Annotated in this window: 12 protein-coding genes; 10 read left to right on the forward strand and 2 right to left on the reverse strand. The window is 48.9% G+C overall.

The window, feature by feature from the left end:
- The first annotated feature begins 20 nt into the window (after positions 1 to 20).
- Complete coding sequence (locus DMN77_RS10050) at positions 21 to 1271, forward strand: MFS transporter (protein WP_179014749.1); 1251 nt, start codon at positions 21 to 23, stop codon at positions 1269 to 1271.
- Between the two features lie 202 nt (positions 1272 to 1473).
- Here DMN77_RS10050 and DMN77_RS10055 read toward each other — a convergent pair whose 3' ends face one another.
- Both DMN77_RS10055 and DMN77_RS10060 read right to left on the reverse strand, forming a co-directional pair.
- Entirely contained in the window at positions 1474 to 1869 is a 396-nt protein-coding gene (locus DMN77_RS10055; RefSeq protein WP_068781368.1) for a hypothetical protein, read from the reverse strand.
- A gap of 198 nt (positions 1870 to 2067) precedes the next feature.
- Positions 2068 to 3210 (reverse strand): family 8 glycosyl hydrolase, encoded by a 1143-nt coding sequence (locus DMN77_RS10060; RefSeq protein ID WP_179014750.1) that lies wholly within the window; start codon positions 3208 to 3210, stop codon positions 2068 to 2070.
- A 317-nt stretch (positions 3211 to 3527) separates the two neighbouring features.
- Between DMN77_RS10060 and DMN77_RS10065 the strand changes: the two genes are divergently transcribed.
- From DMN77_RS10065 to DMN77_RS10105, 9 genes are all read left to right on the forward strand, one after another.
- On the forward strand, positions 3528 to 4991 hold the full coding sequence (locus DMN77_RS10065) for a PTS mannitol transporter subunit IIBC (RefSeq protein WP_179014752.1): 1464 nt from the start codon (positions 3528 to 3530) through the stop codon (positions 4989 to 4991).
- A gap of 80 nt (positions 4992 to 5071) precedes the next feature.
- Entirely contained in the window at positions 5072 to 7219 is a 2148-nt protein-coding gene (locus DMN77_RS10070; protein WP_179014753.1) for a BglG family transcription antiterminator, read from the forward strand.
- A 6-nt stretch (positions 7220 to 7225) separates the two neighbouring features.
- Positions 7226 to 7663 (forward strand): PTS mannitol transporter subunit IIA, encoded by a 438-nt coding sequence (locus DMN77_RS10075; RefSeq protein ID WP_068781365.1) that lies wholly within the window; start codon positions 7226 to 7228, stop codon positions 7661 to 7663.
- On the forward strand, positions 7660 to 8796 hold the full coding sequence (locus DMN77_RS10080; RefSeq protein WP_179014755.1) for a mannitol-1-phosphate 5-dehydrogenase: 1137 nt from the start codon (positions 7660 to 7662) through the stop codon (positions 8794 to 8796). The genes DMN77_RS10075 and DMN77_RS10080 overlap by 4 nt, the downstream gene beginning before the upstream one ends.
- 65 nt (positions 8797 to 8861) lie before the next feature.
- On the forward strand, positions 8862 to 10586 hold the full coding sequence (ptsP, locus tag DMN77_RS10085) for a phosphoenolpyruvate--protein phosphotransferase (RefSeq protein WP_179014756.1): 1725 nt from the start codon (positions 8862 to 8864) through the stop codon (positions 10584 to 10586).
- Between the two features lie 2 nt (positions 10587 to 10588).
- Complete coding sequence (locus DMN77_RS10090) at positions 10589 to 10852, forward strand: HPr family phosphocarrier protein (RefSeq protein WP_179014757.1); 264 nt, start codon at positions 10589 to 10591, stop codon at positions 10850 to 10852.
- A gap of 203 nt (positions 10853 to 11055) precedes the next feature.
- Positions 11056 to 12060, forward strand: coding sequence for an ABC transporter substrate-binding protein (locus tag DMN77_RS10095; protein ID WP_068781361.1), 1005 nt, complete (start codon positions 11056 to 11058; stop codon positions 12058 to 12060).
- Positions 12061 to 12177: 117 nt separating this feature from the next.
- Positions 12178 to 13800, forward strand: coding sequence for a helix-turn-helix domain-containing protein (locus DMN77_RS10100; protein ID WP_179014758.1), 1623 nt, complete (start codon positions 12178 to 12180; stop codon positions 13798 to 13800).
- 98 nt (positions 13801 to 13898) lie between these two features.
- The gene (locus DMN77_RS10105; protein ID WP_068781360.1) at positions 13899 to 14906 is read left to right on the forward strand and encodes an iron-hydroxamate ABC transporter substrate-binding protein; all 1008 of its coding nucleotides are present in this window, start codon (positions 13899 to 13901) and stop codon (positions 14904 to 14906) included.

Here is a 14906-nt window from a genome sequence, read left to right on the forward strand (position 1 = left end):
AGTTTCGAAAGGAGAATGTAATGTTTAGACATCCATCTGATAATAAACAGAAAACAGATCAAGCGGTAGATAAACACGCTTTAATATTCGGTCTCATTTCTGTGTTTCTTTGTGGAATAGGCTTCAGCATCATCGCACCTGTTGTCCCATTCTTAGTGCAGCCTTATATAAGCAATCCGGGAGAACAAGCTATAGTAGTTACGCTGCTTACCTCCGTTTATGCAGTCTGCGTATTTTTGGCGGCCCCTGTACTTGGAACTTTGAGCGACAAATATGGACGGCGTCCGCTACTCTTGGTATGCCTTTTGGGCTCCGCAATCGGGTACTTCGTTTTTGGTATCGGCGGAGCTCTATGGGTTTTATTCGCAGGTCGCATCATAGAAGGGATCACAGGCGGCAGCATAGGTACGATTTTCGCATATTTTGCAGACATCATTCCTCCGGAACAACGAACCAAATATTTTGGATGGGTGAGTGCTGTTGTAGGTGTGGGCACCGTCATCGGGCCAACTTTGGGAGGATTACTGGCCAAGTTTGGTTATGCTGTACCGATGTATTTTGGAGCCGTAATAACGTTATTGAATGTGGCTTATGGATTTTTCTTTATGCCGGAGAGCCTCGACAAGAAGAACAGACTGAAAGAGATTACCTTTGTGAGGCTGAATCCATTGGCACAACTTGCCAATATCCTTTCCATGAAAAACTTGAAATGGCTGCTTGTCTCCGCATTTTTGCTTTGGTTGCCAAACGGATCTTTACAGGCGGTATTCTCGCAATTTACGCTGGATACCTTCAGCTGGAAGCCAGCAATCATCGGGCTTATGTTCTCAATATTGGGTGTCCAGGATATCGTATCACAAGGTTTCATCATGCCGAAGCTGTTGATAAAACTTACTGATAAACAAATCGCAATTCTTGGAATGGGATCAGAAATTATGGGCTACGGCCTTATTGCGCTGTCTGCTTTGCTCTCTTTCTATCCGCTTCTTATCGCTGGCATGTTCATATTTGGTTTTGGCGATTCGATCTTTGGGCCTTCATTTAACGGGATGCTGTCCAAGTCTGTAGATTCCAGTGAACAAGGGAGGATTCAAGGGGGGAGCCAATCTATTCAGGCTTTAGCGAGAATGATTGGACCTATCATTGGAGGTCAAATCTATGTAACTATGGGTCATGCCGCACCTGCTTTTATGGGGATGATCCTCATTGCAGCAGCAATCCCCATTTTGTATAAGCGGACGCAGGCGGATAGAAATATAAGTCATCCCTAACGAAACTACGGATCGTTATTTCCTCGAAAACGGTGGTAAATTTATTCTAACGAATCTCCATATCGTTATTTAAAGGAAAAACCAGCTTTAAGCCAATCATTGCGTTTAATAGCGATACCTAGTTTCGTTAGAATTTGAAACCACCTTTTTTAGGCCGATTAGCGATGCTCAGTTTCGTTAGAGAAGGTTTTTCAATGATTCGTTAGCCAAAGGAGGTGAGCACGCTTTGTTCAATAAGCTCCTTGAGTTCTTGGCAATGTGCTTCGTACTGCTTGGCAGTAATGCTTCCGCTTTTTAGGCGCTCATCCAGCTGCTTTTGCAATTGGTGGGTCTGTAGCTCAATGACTTGATCAATATCGCCGTCTTGATCCGCCGCAATGTCATACAATGATTTTCCCTCATATAACGACTCGTACAGTTCCTTGTCAGAGGGTTGATTCAAAGCTTCTAGCAAATCATCCTTACCAGGATTCTTATTGTCGGTTGCTGATAGTCTGGCGACCGGACTTGCGCTTGTGATGGAGCCGCTTAACGCGGTGTTTCCGAAGGAAATTACGGCTACCATCGTTCCGACGATCATCACTCGCTTTATGTTCATATAGAAGAACCTCGTTTCATAGTTTTGAGTACCTGATGTTGGGTTAAGTGAGAAATGAATTCTAATACTATTGTAGACAACGAACCTGAAGCTAACCTTAATTGTTCTTTAAGACCAATTTAAAAATAGGGCAGAATAGGTTAATAAAATAAAGAGGCGGCTTCCAGTATGGAAGCTGCCTCGGATTTGCCTGACTGATCAATAAATTCGGAAATTGCCGCTTAGAGCGAGTAGGGCAAAAAAATACAGACAATTGTCGTAATAGCGCCGTTTGCCGCTGCGAAGGGGGGTATTCCAGAACAGGTGTACAAATCGTTCCGCATCAGGTCCGTCCGCAGCCAGCGATGCCGCCGCATTGGTCGCCAGCAGCCCTATAGGATGCAGCGCCGCTTCTTCAAAAGGCTGGCCGTCAATCGTATAGCGACGGTAGTCCGACACGTCAATATCGCGGAAGAAACGTTGAATCCGGTTCGATTGCTCCACCTGCCAAGGGTCCTTCCGGAACCATTCCCAATCGAGGGCAATATTCGCGGCAACCCGGTACGCATCGCTGAAGAAATGTCGGTAGTCGCCATGGGGCTGGGGCTCGGCAGGTGTTCCGTCGTAATTCGCATATTCTGCTGCCAGTCCGGTGACCGGATGACAGGCTTTATGCAGGTAGCTTCGGCTTGCCTCAGCGGCTTCGCTCCAAAAGCCTCGATCCTGCTCATCCGCGTACAGGGCGAACAACTCATAGAAATGGGGGAGATGATAGGAAGGATCGCTAAAGGAAGATTCCGGCACGAATTTGATCAGCTTGGTTGCCGGATCAAACATCGGATCGCCTTCTCCGTTTTCGCCTTGATGCAGGCAAGCGCGGAGAATTGTTCTCGCCTGTGCCGAGTAGTCGTAAGGCTCTGGCCCGTCTCCCCAGCGATTTGAGGCGAAGAATAACGCCATGGCAAAGAATTCTTCACCATCTGGTGCGGGTCCCGGAGACAACCTCGTTCCATCCGGTTTGCAATGCCAAGCGAAATAATCTTTATAACGTCCTTCCGTATGCTGCATGAATTCCTTAGCGAATGTCCACAGCCGATCAAATTCCTCTTTTTTGTTCATCTGAACAGCCATCATCATTCCGTAGGATAGGCCTTCGGTTCTTACATCAAGGTTGCCGGTATCCAGCAAATATCCTTTATTCTCGTCCAACTGGTAGTAGATCCGCACATCCGAATCCCCGTAGAACAGTTCATTCCATGTGCTTTCAAGCTTTGCGTTGATTTCTTCCTCAGAATAGCCGATTTCCCTGAACAAATTTCTATATTGCTTCGTGTTATAAGCCGCTTGCTCGAAAGTTGTCATCGCTTCCTCCAGGATATCTTTTTGTCCAAAGTATACCATATTGAAAGATGTATAAATTAAAGTGTTTCCCCTAAATAATATAGATTTCCGAAGGGAATCAGTAAGAAAAAACCATAATTGTGATGGAATTCACATATTAAAGAAAGCTTATCTTTAAAGGTTTGGTGGCGGATTAGTGAAGTCTTGTCAGTAGTCATGCTGACAATATAGCGTTTTCATTTTGTTGAGTATCTCTCCGATGTCCAATACGATAGGTACATAACGAGCGGTAATTATCCCAATAGTCCGCTCGCAAAAAACTATAGGGAGGCTGTCATATGGCCCAAACAACATCTTCCACTTCATCTGGATCTGCACGGGTGGGAGTCCAAAAATTCGGACGTTTCCTAAGCGGCATGGTGATGCCAAATATCGGGGCGTTCATCGCATGGGGCTTGATTACGGCTTTGTTCATTCCAACAGGCTGGATCCCGAATGAATATTTAGCCAAACTCGTTGATCCGATGATCAAGTTTCTGCTTCCGCTCTTAATCGGCTATACCGGGGGTACGATGGTTCATAAGCAGCGCGGTGGGGTAATCGGTGCCCTCGTTACGATGGGAGTGATCGTCGGTACGGATATTCCGATGTTCCTCGGCGCCATGGCTGTTGGACCTGGAGCCGCCTGGGTGCTTAAGAAATTCGATAAAGCAGTAGAAGGCAAAATCAAATCCGGCTTTGAAATGCTGGTAAACAATTTCTCGCTGGGCATTATCGGCGGTGGGCTCGTTCTGATCTCATACTCCATCGTCGGGCGTATTATTGAAGCGGTTACAAGCGCGCTCTCGGCGGGTGTGGATTTTCTGGTCAGCAATCATCTGATTCCACTGGTCAACATACTGATCGAACCAGCCAAGGTCCTGTTTCTTAACAATGCGATCAACCACGGCGTACTAAGTCCAATTGCCGCCGAGCAAGCGCTTAGTGCGGGTAAATCGCTGCTGTATATGCTGGAATCCAACCCGGGTCCCGGTATTGGCATCCTGCTGGCTTACATGTTCTTCGGTCGAGGCAGCGCCAGACAGTCAGCGTCAGGAGCGGCGATTATTCATTTCTTCGGCGGGATTCATGAGATTTACTTCCCGTACATTTTAATGAAGCCTCGACTCATTCTCGCCGCTATAGCTGGTGGTGTAACAGGTACGCTTACATTCTCGCTGCTGAACGCCGGACTTGTTGGTCCGCCTTCGCCGGGAAGTATTATCGCTTATTTGGCTATGGCTCCGCGTGGAGAGATTATTCCGGCATTGAGCGGTGTGATTACCGCAGCGATTGTCTCCTTTGGTGTTTCAGCGCTATTGCTAAAGACGGAGAAGAAACAAGAAGAGGACCGCGATGAATTGGAGGAAGCAACCAAGCGTGTCAAGGATATGAAAGCGGCAGGTTCGCTCGCTGCAAGTGGGGTTGCAGCAAGAGAAGCAAGCGCATCCATCGCGATGGAAGCTTCAGGTGGACTGAAGAGCAAGGAAGAGGTTCGTAAGATTATTTTTGCTTGTGATGCGGGAATGGGATCAAGCGCTATGGGAGCCTCCATTTTACGCAAGAAAATGAAAGCGGTAGGGTCAGCGATCGAAGTTAGTAATACCGCGATTGGCGACATTCCGTCCGACGCAGATATCGTAGTTACGCATAAGACCTTAACGGATCGCGCCCGTGGAATTGCACCGCAGGCCGAGCATATTTCTATCGATAATTTCCTGAAGAGTCCGGAATATGACGTGCTTGTTGAACGATTGAAATAACAGTTACACCGATAAGCCACAGGGTAGGCAATTGTCAGCATCCTACGCTTATTGCAACCGCTTTTTTGGAGGCATGATCTATGGAAATTACACAGCGCATGAGACAGATCCTGGACTTGCTTCTCCGCAGTCCCTATGAATCCACCGTTGCCGAGATTGCCCAGAGTATTCGCGTGAGTCCGCGAACGGTGCATAGGGAACTCGATGCGGTAGAGAGCTATTTGCATCGCAGGGGGATCTTGCTTCACCGGAAAGCGGGTTCGGGTCTTAGTCTGGATGGGGAGCCTGAGCGGCTTGAGCATATTAAGTCAGAACTCCTCACTCCGGCTAACGCGGAATACTCAGCGGATGAACGCCAGATCTACCTGCTGTACAGATTGCTTGAATCTCATGAACCGATCAAATTGTATGCGTTGGCTCACGAGATGAAGGTAACGGTGTCCACAATTTCCGCAGATCTCGATGATCTGACCGATTGGATTGACAAGCAGAAGCTTCGGCTTATACGGCGGCGAGGTTATGGAGTTGAGATCAAGGGTTCTGAACCCGCCATCCGTGAAGCTATTCGGGATCTTGTTGGAATTCGCTTCGATGACTTGACACTTATCTCGGGAGCTGATCAGAACTTCCTTCACCCTGTGGATCGCCGGATAGCGTCGATGGCTGGCGTCAACTCGATTAGGACGATCGAAGAGATATTGTGGAAGTGGGAAGAGCAGTCTCTGGAGGAGTCGTTCAGTGAAGAGGCTTATACGGATCTGCTCATTCACCTGTCGATCGCTGCGGACCGTATAGGGTCGAAGAGGGAGATCAGCGAGGCGGAGGCGGGTCGGATGCTCCGCGACAGACAGGGAGCCCCTGACGAACAAATCGCGGAGGTCGAAAGCTTGTGTCACCATCTTGGCGAAGCATTGAAGCTCGAATATTCAACGTTTGAGATGAGATATACCGCCAGCTTATTGGAGAAGGCGAGAGGGCACGCGAGCGAATCATTGCCTGCTGATGACCTGGAGCTGGCGGGAGCGGTCCGATCCCTGATTCATTATATGGCAGAATTCGATGATCAGGATTATATGGCGGACCGTTCGTTGAGGGACGGGTTATTCACTCATTTGGGAGCCGCTCTGGAACGGATCACTGCCGGACAGCGCATTCGCAATCCATTAATGGATACGATTCGCAAGGAATATGGGGAATTGTTCGGCCGGGTTCGGCAAGCCGCCCATGCGGCTTTTCCCAACAGCAATATCCCGGATGAAGAGATCGCTTTTCTAGTCATGCATTTTGGAGCTTCCCGGGAACGGATCGGGCAGATTCATCCGAACATGCGGGTGGTCATCGTCTGTACGAGCGGGATCGGTTCCTCCAAGCTGTTGGCTGTACGACTGCGGAGGGAGTTCCCACAGATCAAGATCGTTGGTCAGGCTTCATGGTATGAGGCAGTGCGAATTCCAAGATCGGATTACGATCTGATCATCAGCACGGTGGAACTTCCTCTGCGCGAAGATCAATATTTGAAGTTAAGTCCGCTGTTGAATGAAGAGGAGACGGTTCAGCTTCGGAACTATATTAAAGGGCGAGGCTCAAGGCAGCTGTTGCAGGAGCAAATGCAAGATAGTTTACTGCATCACACGATAAAGGAAGACTTGCGTACGGCTGAGAAGACGGCAGTGAATCAAGAACAGCCGGTTGGAATGGCGGCAATAGAGGATCTGCGTTATCTCAACAAAAGTGTTCAGCTGAGCATCGAGATATTGGAAGCATTCCGTGTGATTCCGCTGCAGATCAGCGGCACGCCAAGTCTCATGAAATGGCTGCAGGCCGCATGTCATCATCCTCAGATTCAGGAAGCCGTTGAAGAGCCCGATGTAGTTGCGAGACTCCTGCTTGATCGGGAGAAGAATGGAACGCAGATGATTCCCGGAACGGAATTAGCGCTCTTTCATACCCGATCGGATACGGTGAAGAGGCCTCTACTGATGTTATTTGAGCTTGACCACAGCTTCAGTATGGAGGAGCCAGGGGCCGCTGAATTGTCACGGTTTCTGCTGATGCTGGCACCAAAGCAGTTATCTAGAGAAAGTATTGAAGTGTTAAGTGAAATAAGCGCTACCCTGTTAGATATAGAAATCATGGAAGCGCTTGCGAATGGTCAGGAGCAGCAGATCAGAGAGCTGATGTCGGCCCATCTTCGCACTTATCTATTAAACAAACTGGAGAGAGAGTGATCATCGATGAGTATTTTATCCGCAGAACAGATTCGATTAAACGTAAAGGTATCAGATAAATACGAAGCGATTCGCCTGGTTGGTCAAATGTTGGTTGATACCGGGCATGTTGATGAGGACTATATCGACAAAATGATTGAACGCGAAAACAATTTGTCTACTTATATGGGGTCTGGGCTGGCGATCCCTCATGGCACCAATGAATCCAAAGCCATGATCAAATCGACAGGACTTGCTGTATTGCAAATTCCGGACGGTGTGAATTTTGGCGGGGATGAGCCGGCAGTGCTTGTTGTCGGGGTTGCGGCACAAAGAGGAGAGCATATGGGGATTCTGACCAACCTCGCTATGGTCTGCTCCGATGATGACAGCATGGAAAGTTTGCGTACCGCCACATCCGCTGAAGAGATTCTGAAGATCTTTGAAAGCGGGATGGAAGAATGAAGGCCCTTCATTTTGGAGCAGGCAATATCGGTAGAGGTTTTATCGGGCTCTTATTATCCGAGTCAGGTTATGATGTCGTCTTCTCGGATGTAAATGAGACGGTTGTTCGGGCTTTGCAAGAGCGCGGAAGTTATGAGGTCAAGATCGCAGATGAATCGGAGCAGCGCATCCCGGTGCATAATGTATCGGCTATTGATGGGCGAAATCCTGCTGTAATTGCCGAAGAGGTGGCCTCAGCGGATCTCATTACGACAGCTGTTGGCGTAACGACGCTTAAACATATCGCTCCGGGCATTGCTGCAGGAATTAAACAACGCCTGGAGCGCGGCGGCTCTAAGCTGCATATTATTGCTTGCGAAAATGCGATCGGAGCGAGTACGCAATTAAAAGAGCATGTTATGGAGCTGTTATCCGTTCAGGAGCAGGAAACGGCAGCCTCGCTGATTGCTTTTCCAGATTCGGCTGTAGATCGTATTGTACCTATGCAACACCATGAAGATCCGCTTGAAGTCACGGTGGAACCGTTCTATGAGTGGGTTATTGATCGGCAGCAAATGTTCAACGAGGCTCAGGAGATTAACGGGGTTCGCTATGTTGACGATCTGATCCCTTACATTGAGCGCAAGCTCTTCACCGTGAATACGGGTCACTGCAGCACGGCTTACGCCGGTTATCGCAAAGGGTATGCAACAATCCTGGAAGCGGTGAGAGATGAAGAAGTCATCAACCTCGTATATGGAGCGCTGCGGGAGACAGGGAGCATGCTGGTGGAAGCTTACGGCTTCAAGGAAGAGGAGCATGAGGAATATATCCGTAAAATTATGAACCGTTTCCGCAACCCTTATCTAAGCGATGAGATTGTTCGAGTTGGGCGTTCACCGATTCGTAAGCTGTCACCTGAGGATCGCCTGGTTCGCCCGGCGCTTAAAGCCTGGGAACAGGGGGGCGTTACCGAGCATTTGGCCAAGGTCATGGCACTGGCCCTCAAGTTTGATTACGCGGGGGATCATGAAGCCGTGAAGCTGCAGGAATGGATTGCTGAAAAGGGCGTTCGCCAGGCTTTTTCTGACATAAGCGGGCTTGCTCTTACGCATGAATTAACCCAATCCGTTATGGAGGCATATGAGAAATAAATAGAGAAAGAGGAAGCCGAGCTCCTGAGTATTCCAGCTGGGCTTCTACAATAGGAGGGATTGGAATGGGCCATTTACTGACTGGCGTACCTGCTTCACCAGGGATTGCTATCGCGAAGGCTTACCGGCTGGAAATGGAAGAATCCATACCACAGCGTCAAGAGATTGAAGACAGAGCTGCCGAAATGCAGCGTCTAAAAGAGGCCATTGAGTCAGCAAAGGCTGATATCGACCGGATCAGGCAGCAGACCCTGGAACGGTTGGGGCCGCAAAAGGCAGAAATATTCGAAGCGCATCTATTTCTACTGGATGATCCGGAATTGAGCGATGCGGCATTGGCTCGGATCGAGCGCGAGGGCGTCTGCGCGGAATATGCCTTGTATGAAGTGGCGGCAGCGATAATGGACGCGCTGCGCTCCATGGACAATGAAATGCTGCGCGAACGGGCGGCGGATGTCGGGGATATTACAAGACGAGTCATCGACAAGCTGGAGGGACGTGCGCATCATGCGTTCTCCGAGTTGAATGACGAGGCCATTCTATTTGCCAAGGACCTAACTCCATCGGATACGGCCCAACTGAATATGGATTATATACGCGGCTTTGTTACGGAAATCGGCAGCCGTACCTCACATTCTGCCATCATGGCTCGTTCCCTAGAGCTTGCAGCTGTAGTTGGCGCAGGGAGCGATGCATCATATATCAAAACAGGCGACACCGTTATTTTGGATGCAACGCGAGGCGAGATTATTGTAAATCCTTCGCGCAACCAAATAGAAGATTACTTCGAGCACAAGCGTAAATATGAAGATAATGTATGGCGAATGAAAAGCTATGTGGATCGCCCCTCGCTTACTGCGGATAAAGTGCACGTGGAATTAGCGGGGAATATCGGCGGGATCGAGGATCTGGAGAAGGTTTTGGCCAATGGTGCCGATGGGATTGGATTGTTCCGCACAGAGTTTCTGTATATGGGGCGTTCAACGTTCCCTTCGGAGGAGGAGCAGTATTCCGTCTACAAGCATGTACTGGAGAAAATGAGCGGCAAACGGGTCGTCATCCGCACTCTCGACATCGGGGGAGACAAGGAGCTGAGTTACATGCAGCTGCCGCAAGAGATGAATCCGTTCCTTGGCCTTCGGGCTATCCGTCTCTGTCTGGATCGGGAGGAACTGTTCCGTACGCAGCTAAGAGCATTACTCAGGGCAAGCACGCATGGGAAGCTGGCTATAATGTTCCCGATGATCTCCCTATTGAGTGAGCTGCGTGAAGCGAAGCGGATCTTGCAGGAAGAGCGGATTCGTCTGGAGCAAAAAGGAGTTATGGTCGGAAGCGAGCTTGAGGTTGGCATCATGATCGAGACTCCGGCGGCTGTCCTGGCTGCGGATCGATTAGCAGAGGAAGTAGATTTCTTCAGCATCGGGACTAATGATCTGATCCAATATACGATGGCTGCGGATCGGATGAACGAATCCGTCTCCTACTTATACCAGCCGCATCATCCGGTGATCCTTCGCATGGTGCAGCTCGTCGTTCAAGCTGCGGATCGCCATGGGAAATGGGCGGGGATGTGTGGGGAAATGGCGGGGGATGCGTCAGCGATTCCACTGCTGCTTGGTCTTGGCCTGCATGAGCTCAGCATGAGTGCATCATCGGTGCTTCCGGCACGGGAGCTGCTGTCACGGTTGTCCAGGCAGGAATGGTCACGGCTTGCCGCAGAAGCGCTGAACATGAGCAGTCAACAAGAGGTGCTTGATTTCGTAAATAACCAGCTGAGGAGTGAAGCATAACGATGATATCGCAAGTATTTACCGTCATACACCCGCAAGGATTTCATGCGCGACCATCCAAATCCTTTGCCGAGAAGGCCCATTCATTTCCTTGTCAGGTGACTTTATATAAAGGTGATAAGCAAGCTAATGGGAAGAGTCCGCTTGGGCTGCTGACGCTTGGAATCTCAGCCGGGGATGAGATTAGACTTGAGGTCAAAGGCGAGCAAGAAGTGCAGGCCTTCCAGGAGCTTGGCCGTATGTTAACGCAAATTTACGAGGAATAGAATTAACGATAAGCAACCGTCCTGGCCTATGATTTCAGAAGGCCGGGACGGTTGTTTTTGTGTATGTATAAAAATGACGTCGAAAATGTGCATTGCAGATACCGAAACAGGAGTATAAAATAACCATGAACGAAATGAGATTGAGAATCATTATCGATCGATAGATTGTTTCGTTGATCATTTATATAGGGGAGGATCATGTTATGGGAAAATCTCGCCGATGGGCAGCGGTCTGCCTGGCTATTCTGCTTAGCCTGTCTGTGGCCCTTGTCGGATGCGGCAAGCAAGGGGAGTCAAATCAACAGGCTGGACAATCCGGCAAAGAAGGGATTGCTCAGCAGCAGACCAATCCTGTGGGGGAACAACCATCAAGCGGCACCCGAACCGTAAGCGATGAATTCGGAGAGGTTGAAATCCCTGTCCATCCTCAGCGAATTGCTGGAATCTATTTGGAGGATTATTTGGTTGCGCTTGGCATAACACCGGTCGTTCAATGGTATCATCCCTCCTGGGGCAAGCAGGACTATCTCGATCTGAATGTTCCCCAATTTGATATTACGGGCAGCATTGAAGCCTTGCTGGACGCGTCCCCGGATCTGATTATCGTAGATGGAGTTGTCGATGCCGCCAAGTACGAAATATATTCCAAGATCGCTCCCACCTATCGCTTGCCTGAGAATATACTGCAAAATCCTCCGGAAATTCTTCGGACAATCGCGGATCTGGTGAATCAGAAAGAGAAGGGCGAAGAAGTGCTTAAGCAATATGACCAGAAAGTCGCCGATGCCCAACAGAAATTGAAGAGCGCAATCGGGGATGAGACAGTGGCCGTTATCCGTCTGAATATTGGGGATAAGACACTTGCCTTATTTGGCCTTGAAAACCGGTACACAGGCAATATCTATAAGGAAATCGGCCTGACGCCTCCAACCATGGTGAGCGAGATGAAGGATTTCCATGCGGTTATCTCAGAAGAGGCGCTTCCGGAATTAAATGCGGATCATATCATTGTGTTCCCTTCGAACGGCTATTGGGATTCGGCAGAAAATAGAGAAGCCGAGAAATGGTTCGACAGCCCGTTATGGAAGTCTATGCCTGCCGTGAAGAATGGACATGTATATCAGGTCGACCGGACGCATTGGCAATCCGGTGCGATCTACGCGAATATGAAGAAAATCGATGATTTGCTGAATATCTTCATTAAATAATTCGTGATATCAGAATTGAAGAAAATACCGTCAGGAGAGCGAATCCGTATTTGGATTGAGCTTTCTTGGCGTTTGTTATATCTATTTTTATATATCTATTGATAGGAAAGGGATACGATGAGCCACGCAGGATTAATAAACCTACACTACTCCATGTTATTTTCTATGTTTGGTCTGGATTATTGCTATTTGCCCTTTGAATCAGCCGATACGGCGATGACAGCGAAGCATCATATTATACTCATTACAGTTCGCGGAGAAGGAAGCCTCACTATCGATGAGGCCTCTCTAAATATAAAGCATAGTAGAGGCTATTTAATCCCACCCGGCTCGGCCTATCGCATCAGGCCGGGCAAGGAAGGGGTTAGCTATTATCGGGTACTGTTCGGGATGCTGAGGTTGGGAGAAGACGGCAGCACCGCTGGGGAAGAAGTCATTCCGGAGCGGATATTGCGTCCAGGTGAATTGAACTGTCAACCGTTCTCCCAATGCATAGATCGCCTTGAAGTATTGTATCAAATGAGGGATTGCCGCGATGAACTTGAGCTCTTTGAGCAGCAGATCAGGTTCCAGGAGTGGCTGCGATTCATTTTCAGGCAAAATGGGCTTGCGGGCACGGAGAGGGATATGCGACAAGCTGTGGAGGCATCGATTCAGCATATTAAACAGAACTATCAAGATTCGTTGACGGTAGATTACCTGGCCACGCAGGCGAATATCACACGCTGGCAGTATACACGCCTTTTTAAAGAAATGACCGGTAAGGTGCCGCTGGAATATATTAATGATTTCCGAATGGACCGGGCCAAGCAGCAACTGCTAATATCGGAAGACCGCCTATTCGAGATTGCGCAGAACGTCGGGTTTAATAATGAATATTATTTCAACCGCCGCTTCAAGAAGTCGGTGGGCGTGTCGCCTGGACAGTATCGACGCAGTTATAGGGGCAAGAAACGGGTATTTGCGCCATTTTTGGAGGATTTCCTGGTGGCCCTTGGCGTCACCCCTCTCATACAGTGCACTCAGGCCGAATGGGGGAAGCAAGAGTATCTCAAACTGGCTAATGTGCCTGTATTTGATATCGGAGCGGGAGATATGGAGGCGCTGTCGTCACATAAGCCTGACATCATTATCATGGACGGTGGGTTCAGTCGCTGGATCGCTTCAGATGTGCTGGGAAGCCTCGCGCCGATGTACAGTCTCTCTCATCCTGGAGAAGATTGGCGTTCCACTTTAGAGACTGTCGCAGAATTACTAGATTGCAGATCAAAGGTTGTCGATATTATCGGAGACTATGAGCGAAGATCCGATAAGGCGCGTAAGCTGCTCAAACCGTTGCTGCATCGACAAAGCGTAGCTTTTCTGCGCATCTCAGCGCTGGGGATCAGTCTATACGGGGGTGAAGACCATGGCTATACAGGCCCGATCCTGTACCGTGATCTCGGTCTGACGCCTCCGTTGCTTGTGAAGAAATTGACCCGGGATTCGAGAAAAGTATTGCTGGAGCCACAGGAGCTAGTGGAGCTAGATGCGGATCATTTGTTTATAACGTTCGATAAGCGTCATTCTACGAGAGAGAGGGAAGAGAGGGAGATTCTGAACTCGCCACTTTGGCAGTCGCTTCGAGCGGTGAAGGGCGGCTGCGTATATGAAGTGGATTTTTACACATGGATGAACTATGGAATTCTATCACACCGCCAAAAAATAGATGACGTGCTGGCGGCGCTAACTTCAGGCTAGATTTATTCTCTACAGAAAAAAAGGATTGTCTGTATATCTATCTCATGGTAAATTGATAATGATTATCAGTATCAACTATAAAAGGGAGAGGATATATCTTGCATAAATCTTCAAGGTTGTATGTTTTATTAGTCTGTCTGCTAGGATTAGCTGTGTTATTGGCAGCATGCGGACAGTCTGCAGGGGATTCATCTTCCTCTGGCCAAGGGGAAAAGAACAATACTTCAGGTAATGTTCCGGCAGCTTCATCATCAAATGCCTCCGATTCAGCGGAGACGTTCATATTCCAGGCTGGGAACGGAGACGTTGAAGTTCCTAAAAATCCGCAGCGTATCGTCGATTTGACGAATTTCTATACTGGCTATTTCCTGGCGATGGGAGTGAAACCTGTCGGCGTACTCTCCGGAGCGATGGAGAATCCGTATTTTGCAGGGAAGCTGGACGGGACGGAGGATCTCGGAGTGGATCCTTCGCCGGAGAAGATTCTTGAGCTTAATCCGGACTTAATCATTACTTTCACCGGCAGCGAGGGAATCGACAAGCTGGAGCAGATTGCCCCCGTCGTAGCTATCGACTACGGCAAGAAGAATTACAAGGATCAGATCATCGATTTCGGCAAGCTGACTGGTAAAGAAAAAGAGGCTGAGGATTGGGTAGCCGGGTGGAAGGCAAAAGTTGATGAACTGAAGCCGAAGGTACAAGCGGCAGTCGGGGATAAAACCGTATCTATTCTTAATCCATACGCCAAGGGATTGTATGTCTTTGGCCACAACTATGGTCGTGGCGGAGAGATTATCTATGACGAATTTGGTCTTAAGGCGCCGCCTGAAGCGCAGAAGGAAGCGATCGACAGCGGCACAGGCTGGGCTTCCATCTCGCTTGAGAAGCTGCCGGAGTATGCGGGCGATATCATCTTCACTTGCCCTTGGGCTGGCGATACAAGCGATCCGAAGATCGTCTATGACAGCGCGATTTGGAAAGGACTCCCCGGCGTAAAAGCAGGCCACGTATTCCAACTGGATCCGCACGGCGATACGTACAATGATCCGGTAACGCTTGAAGCACAGTTAGAGTTCATCTCGAACAGTCTGTTATCAGTAAAATAG

Source organism: Paenibacillus sp. 79R4, assembly GCF_013393165.1.
Taxonomy (GTDB): Bacteria; Bacillota; Bacilli; order Paenibacillales; family Paenibacillaceae; genus Fontibacillus.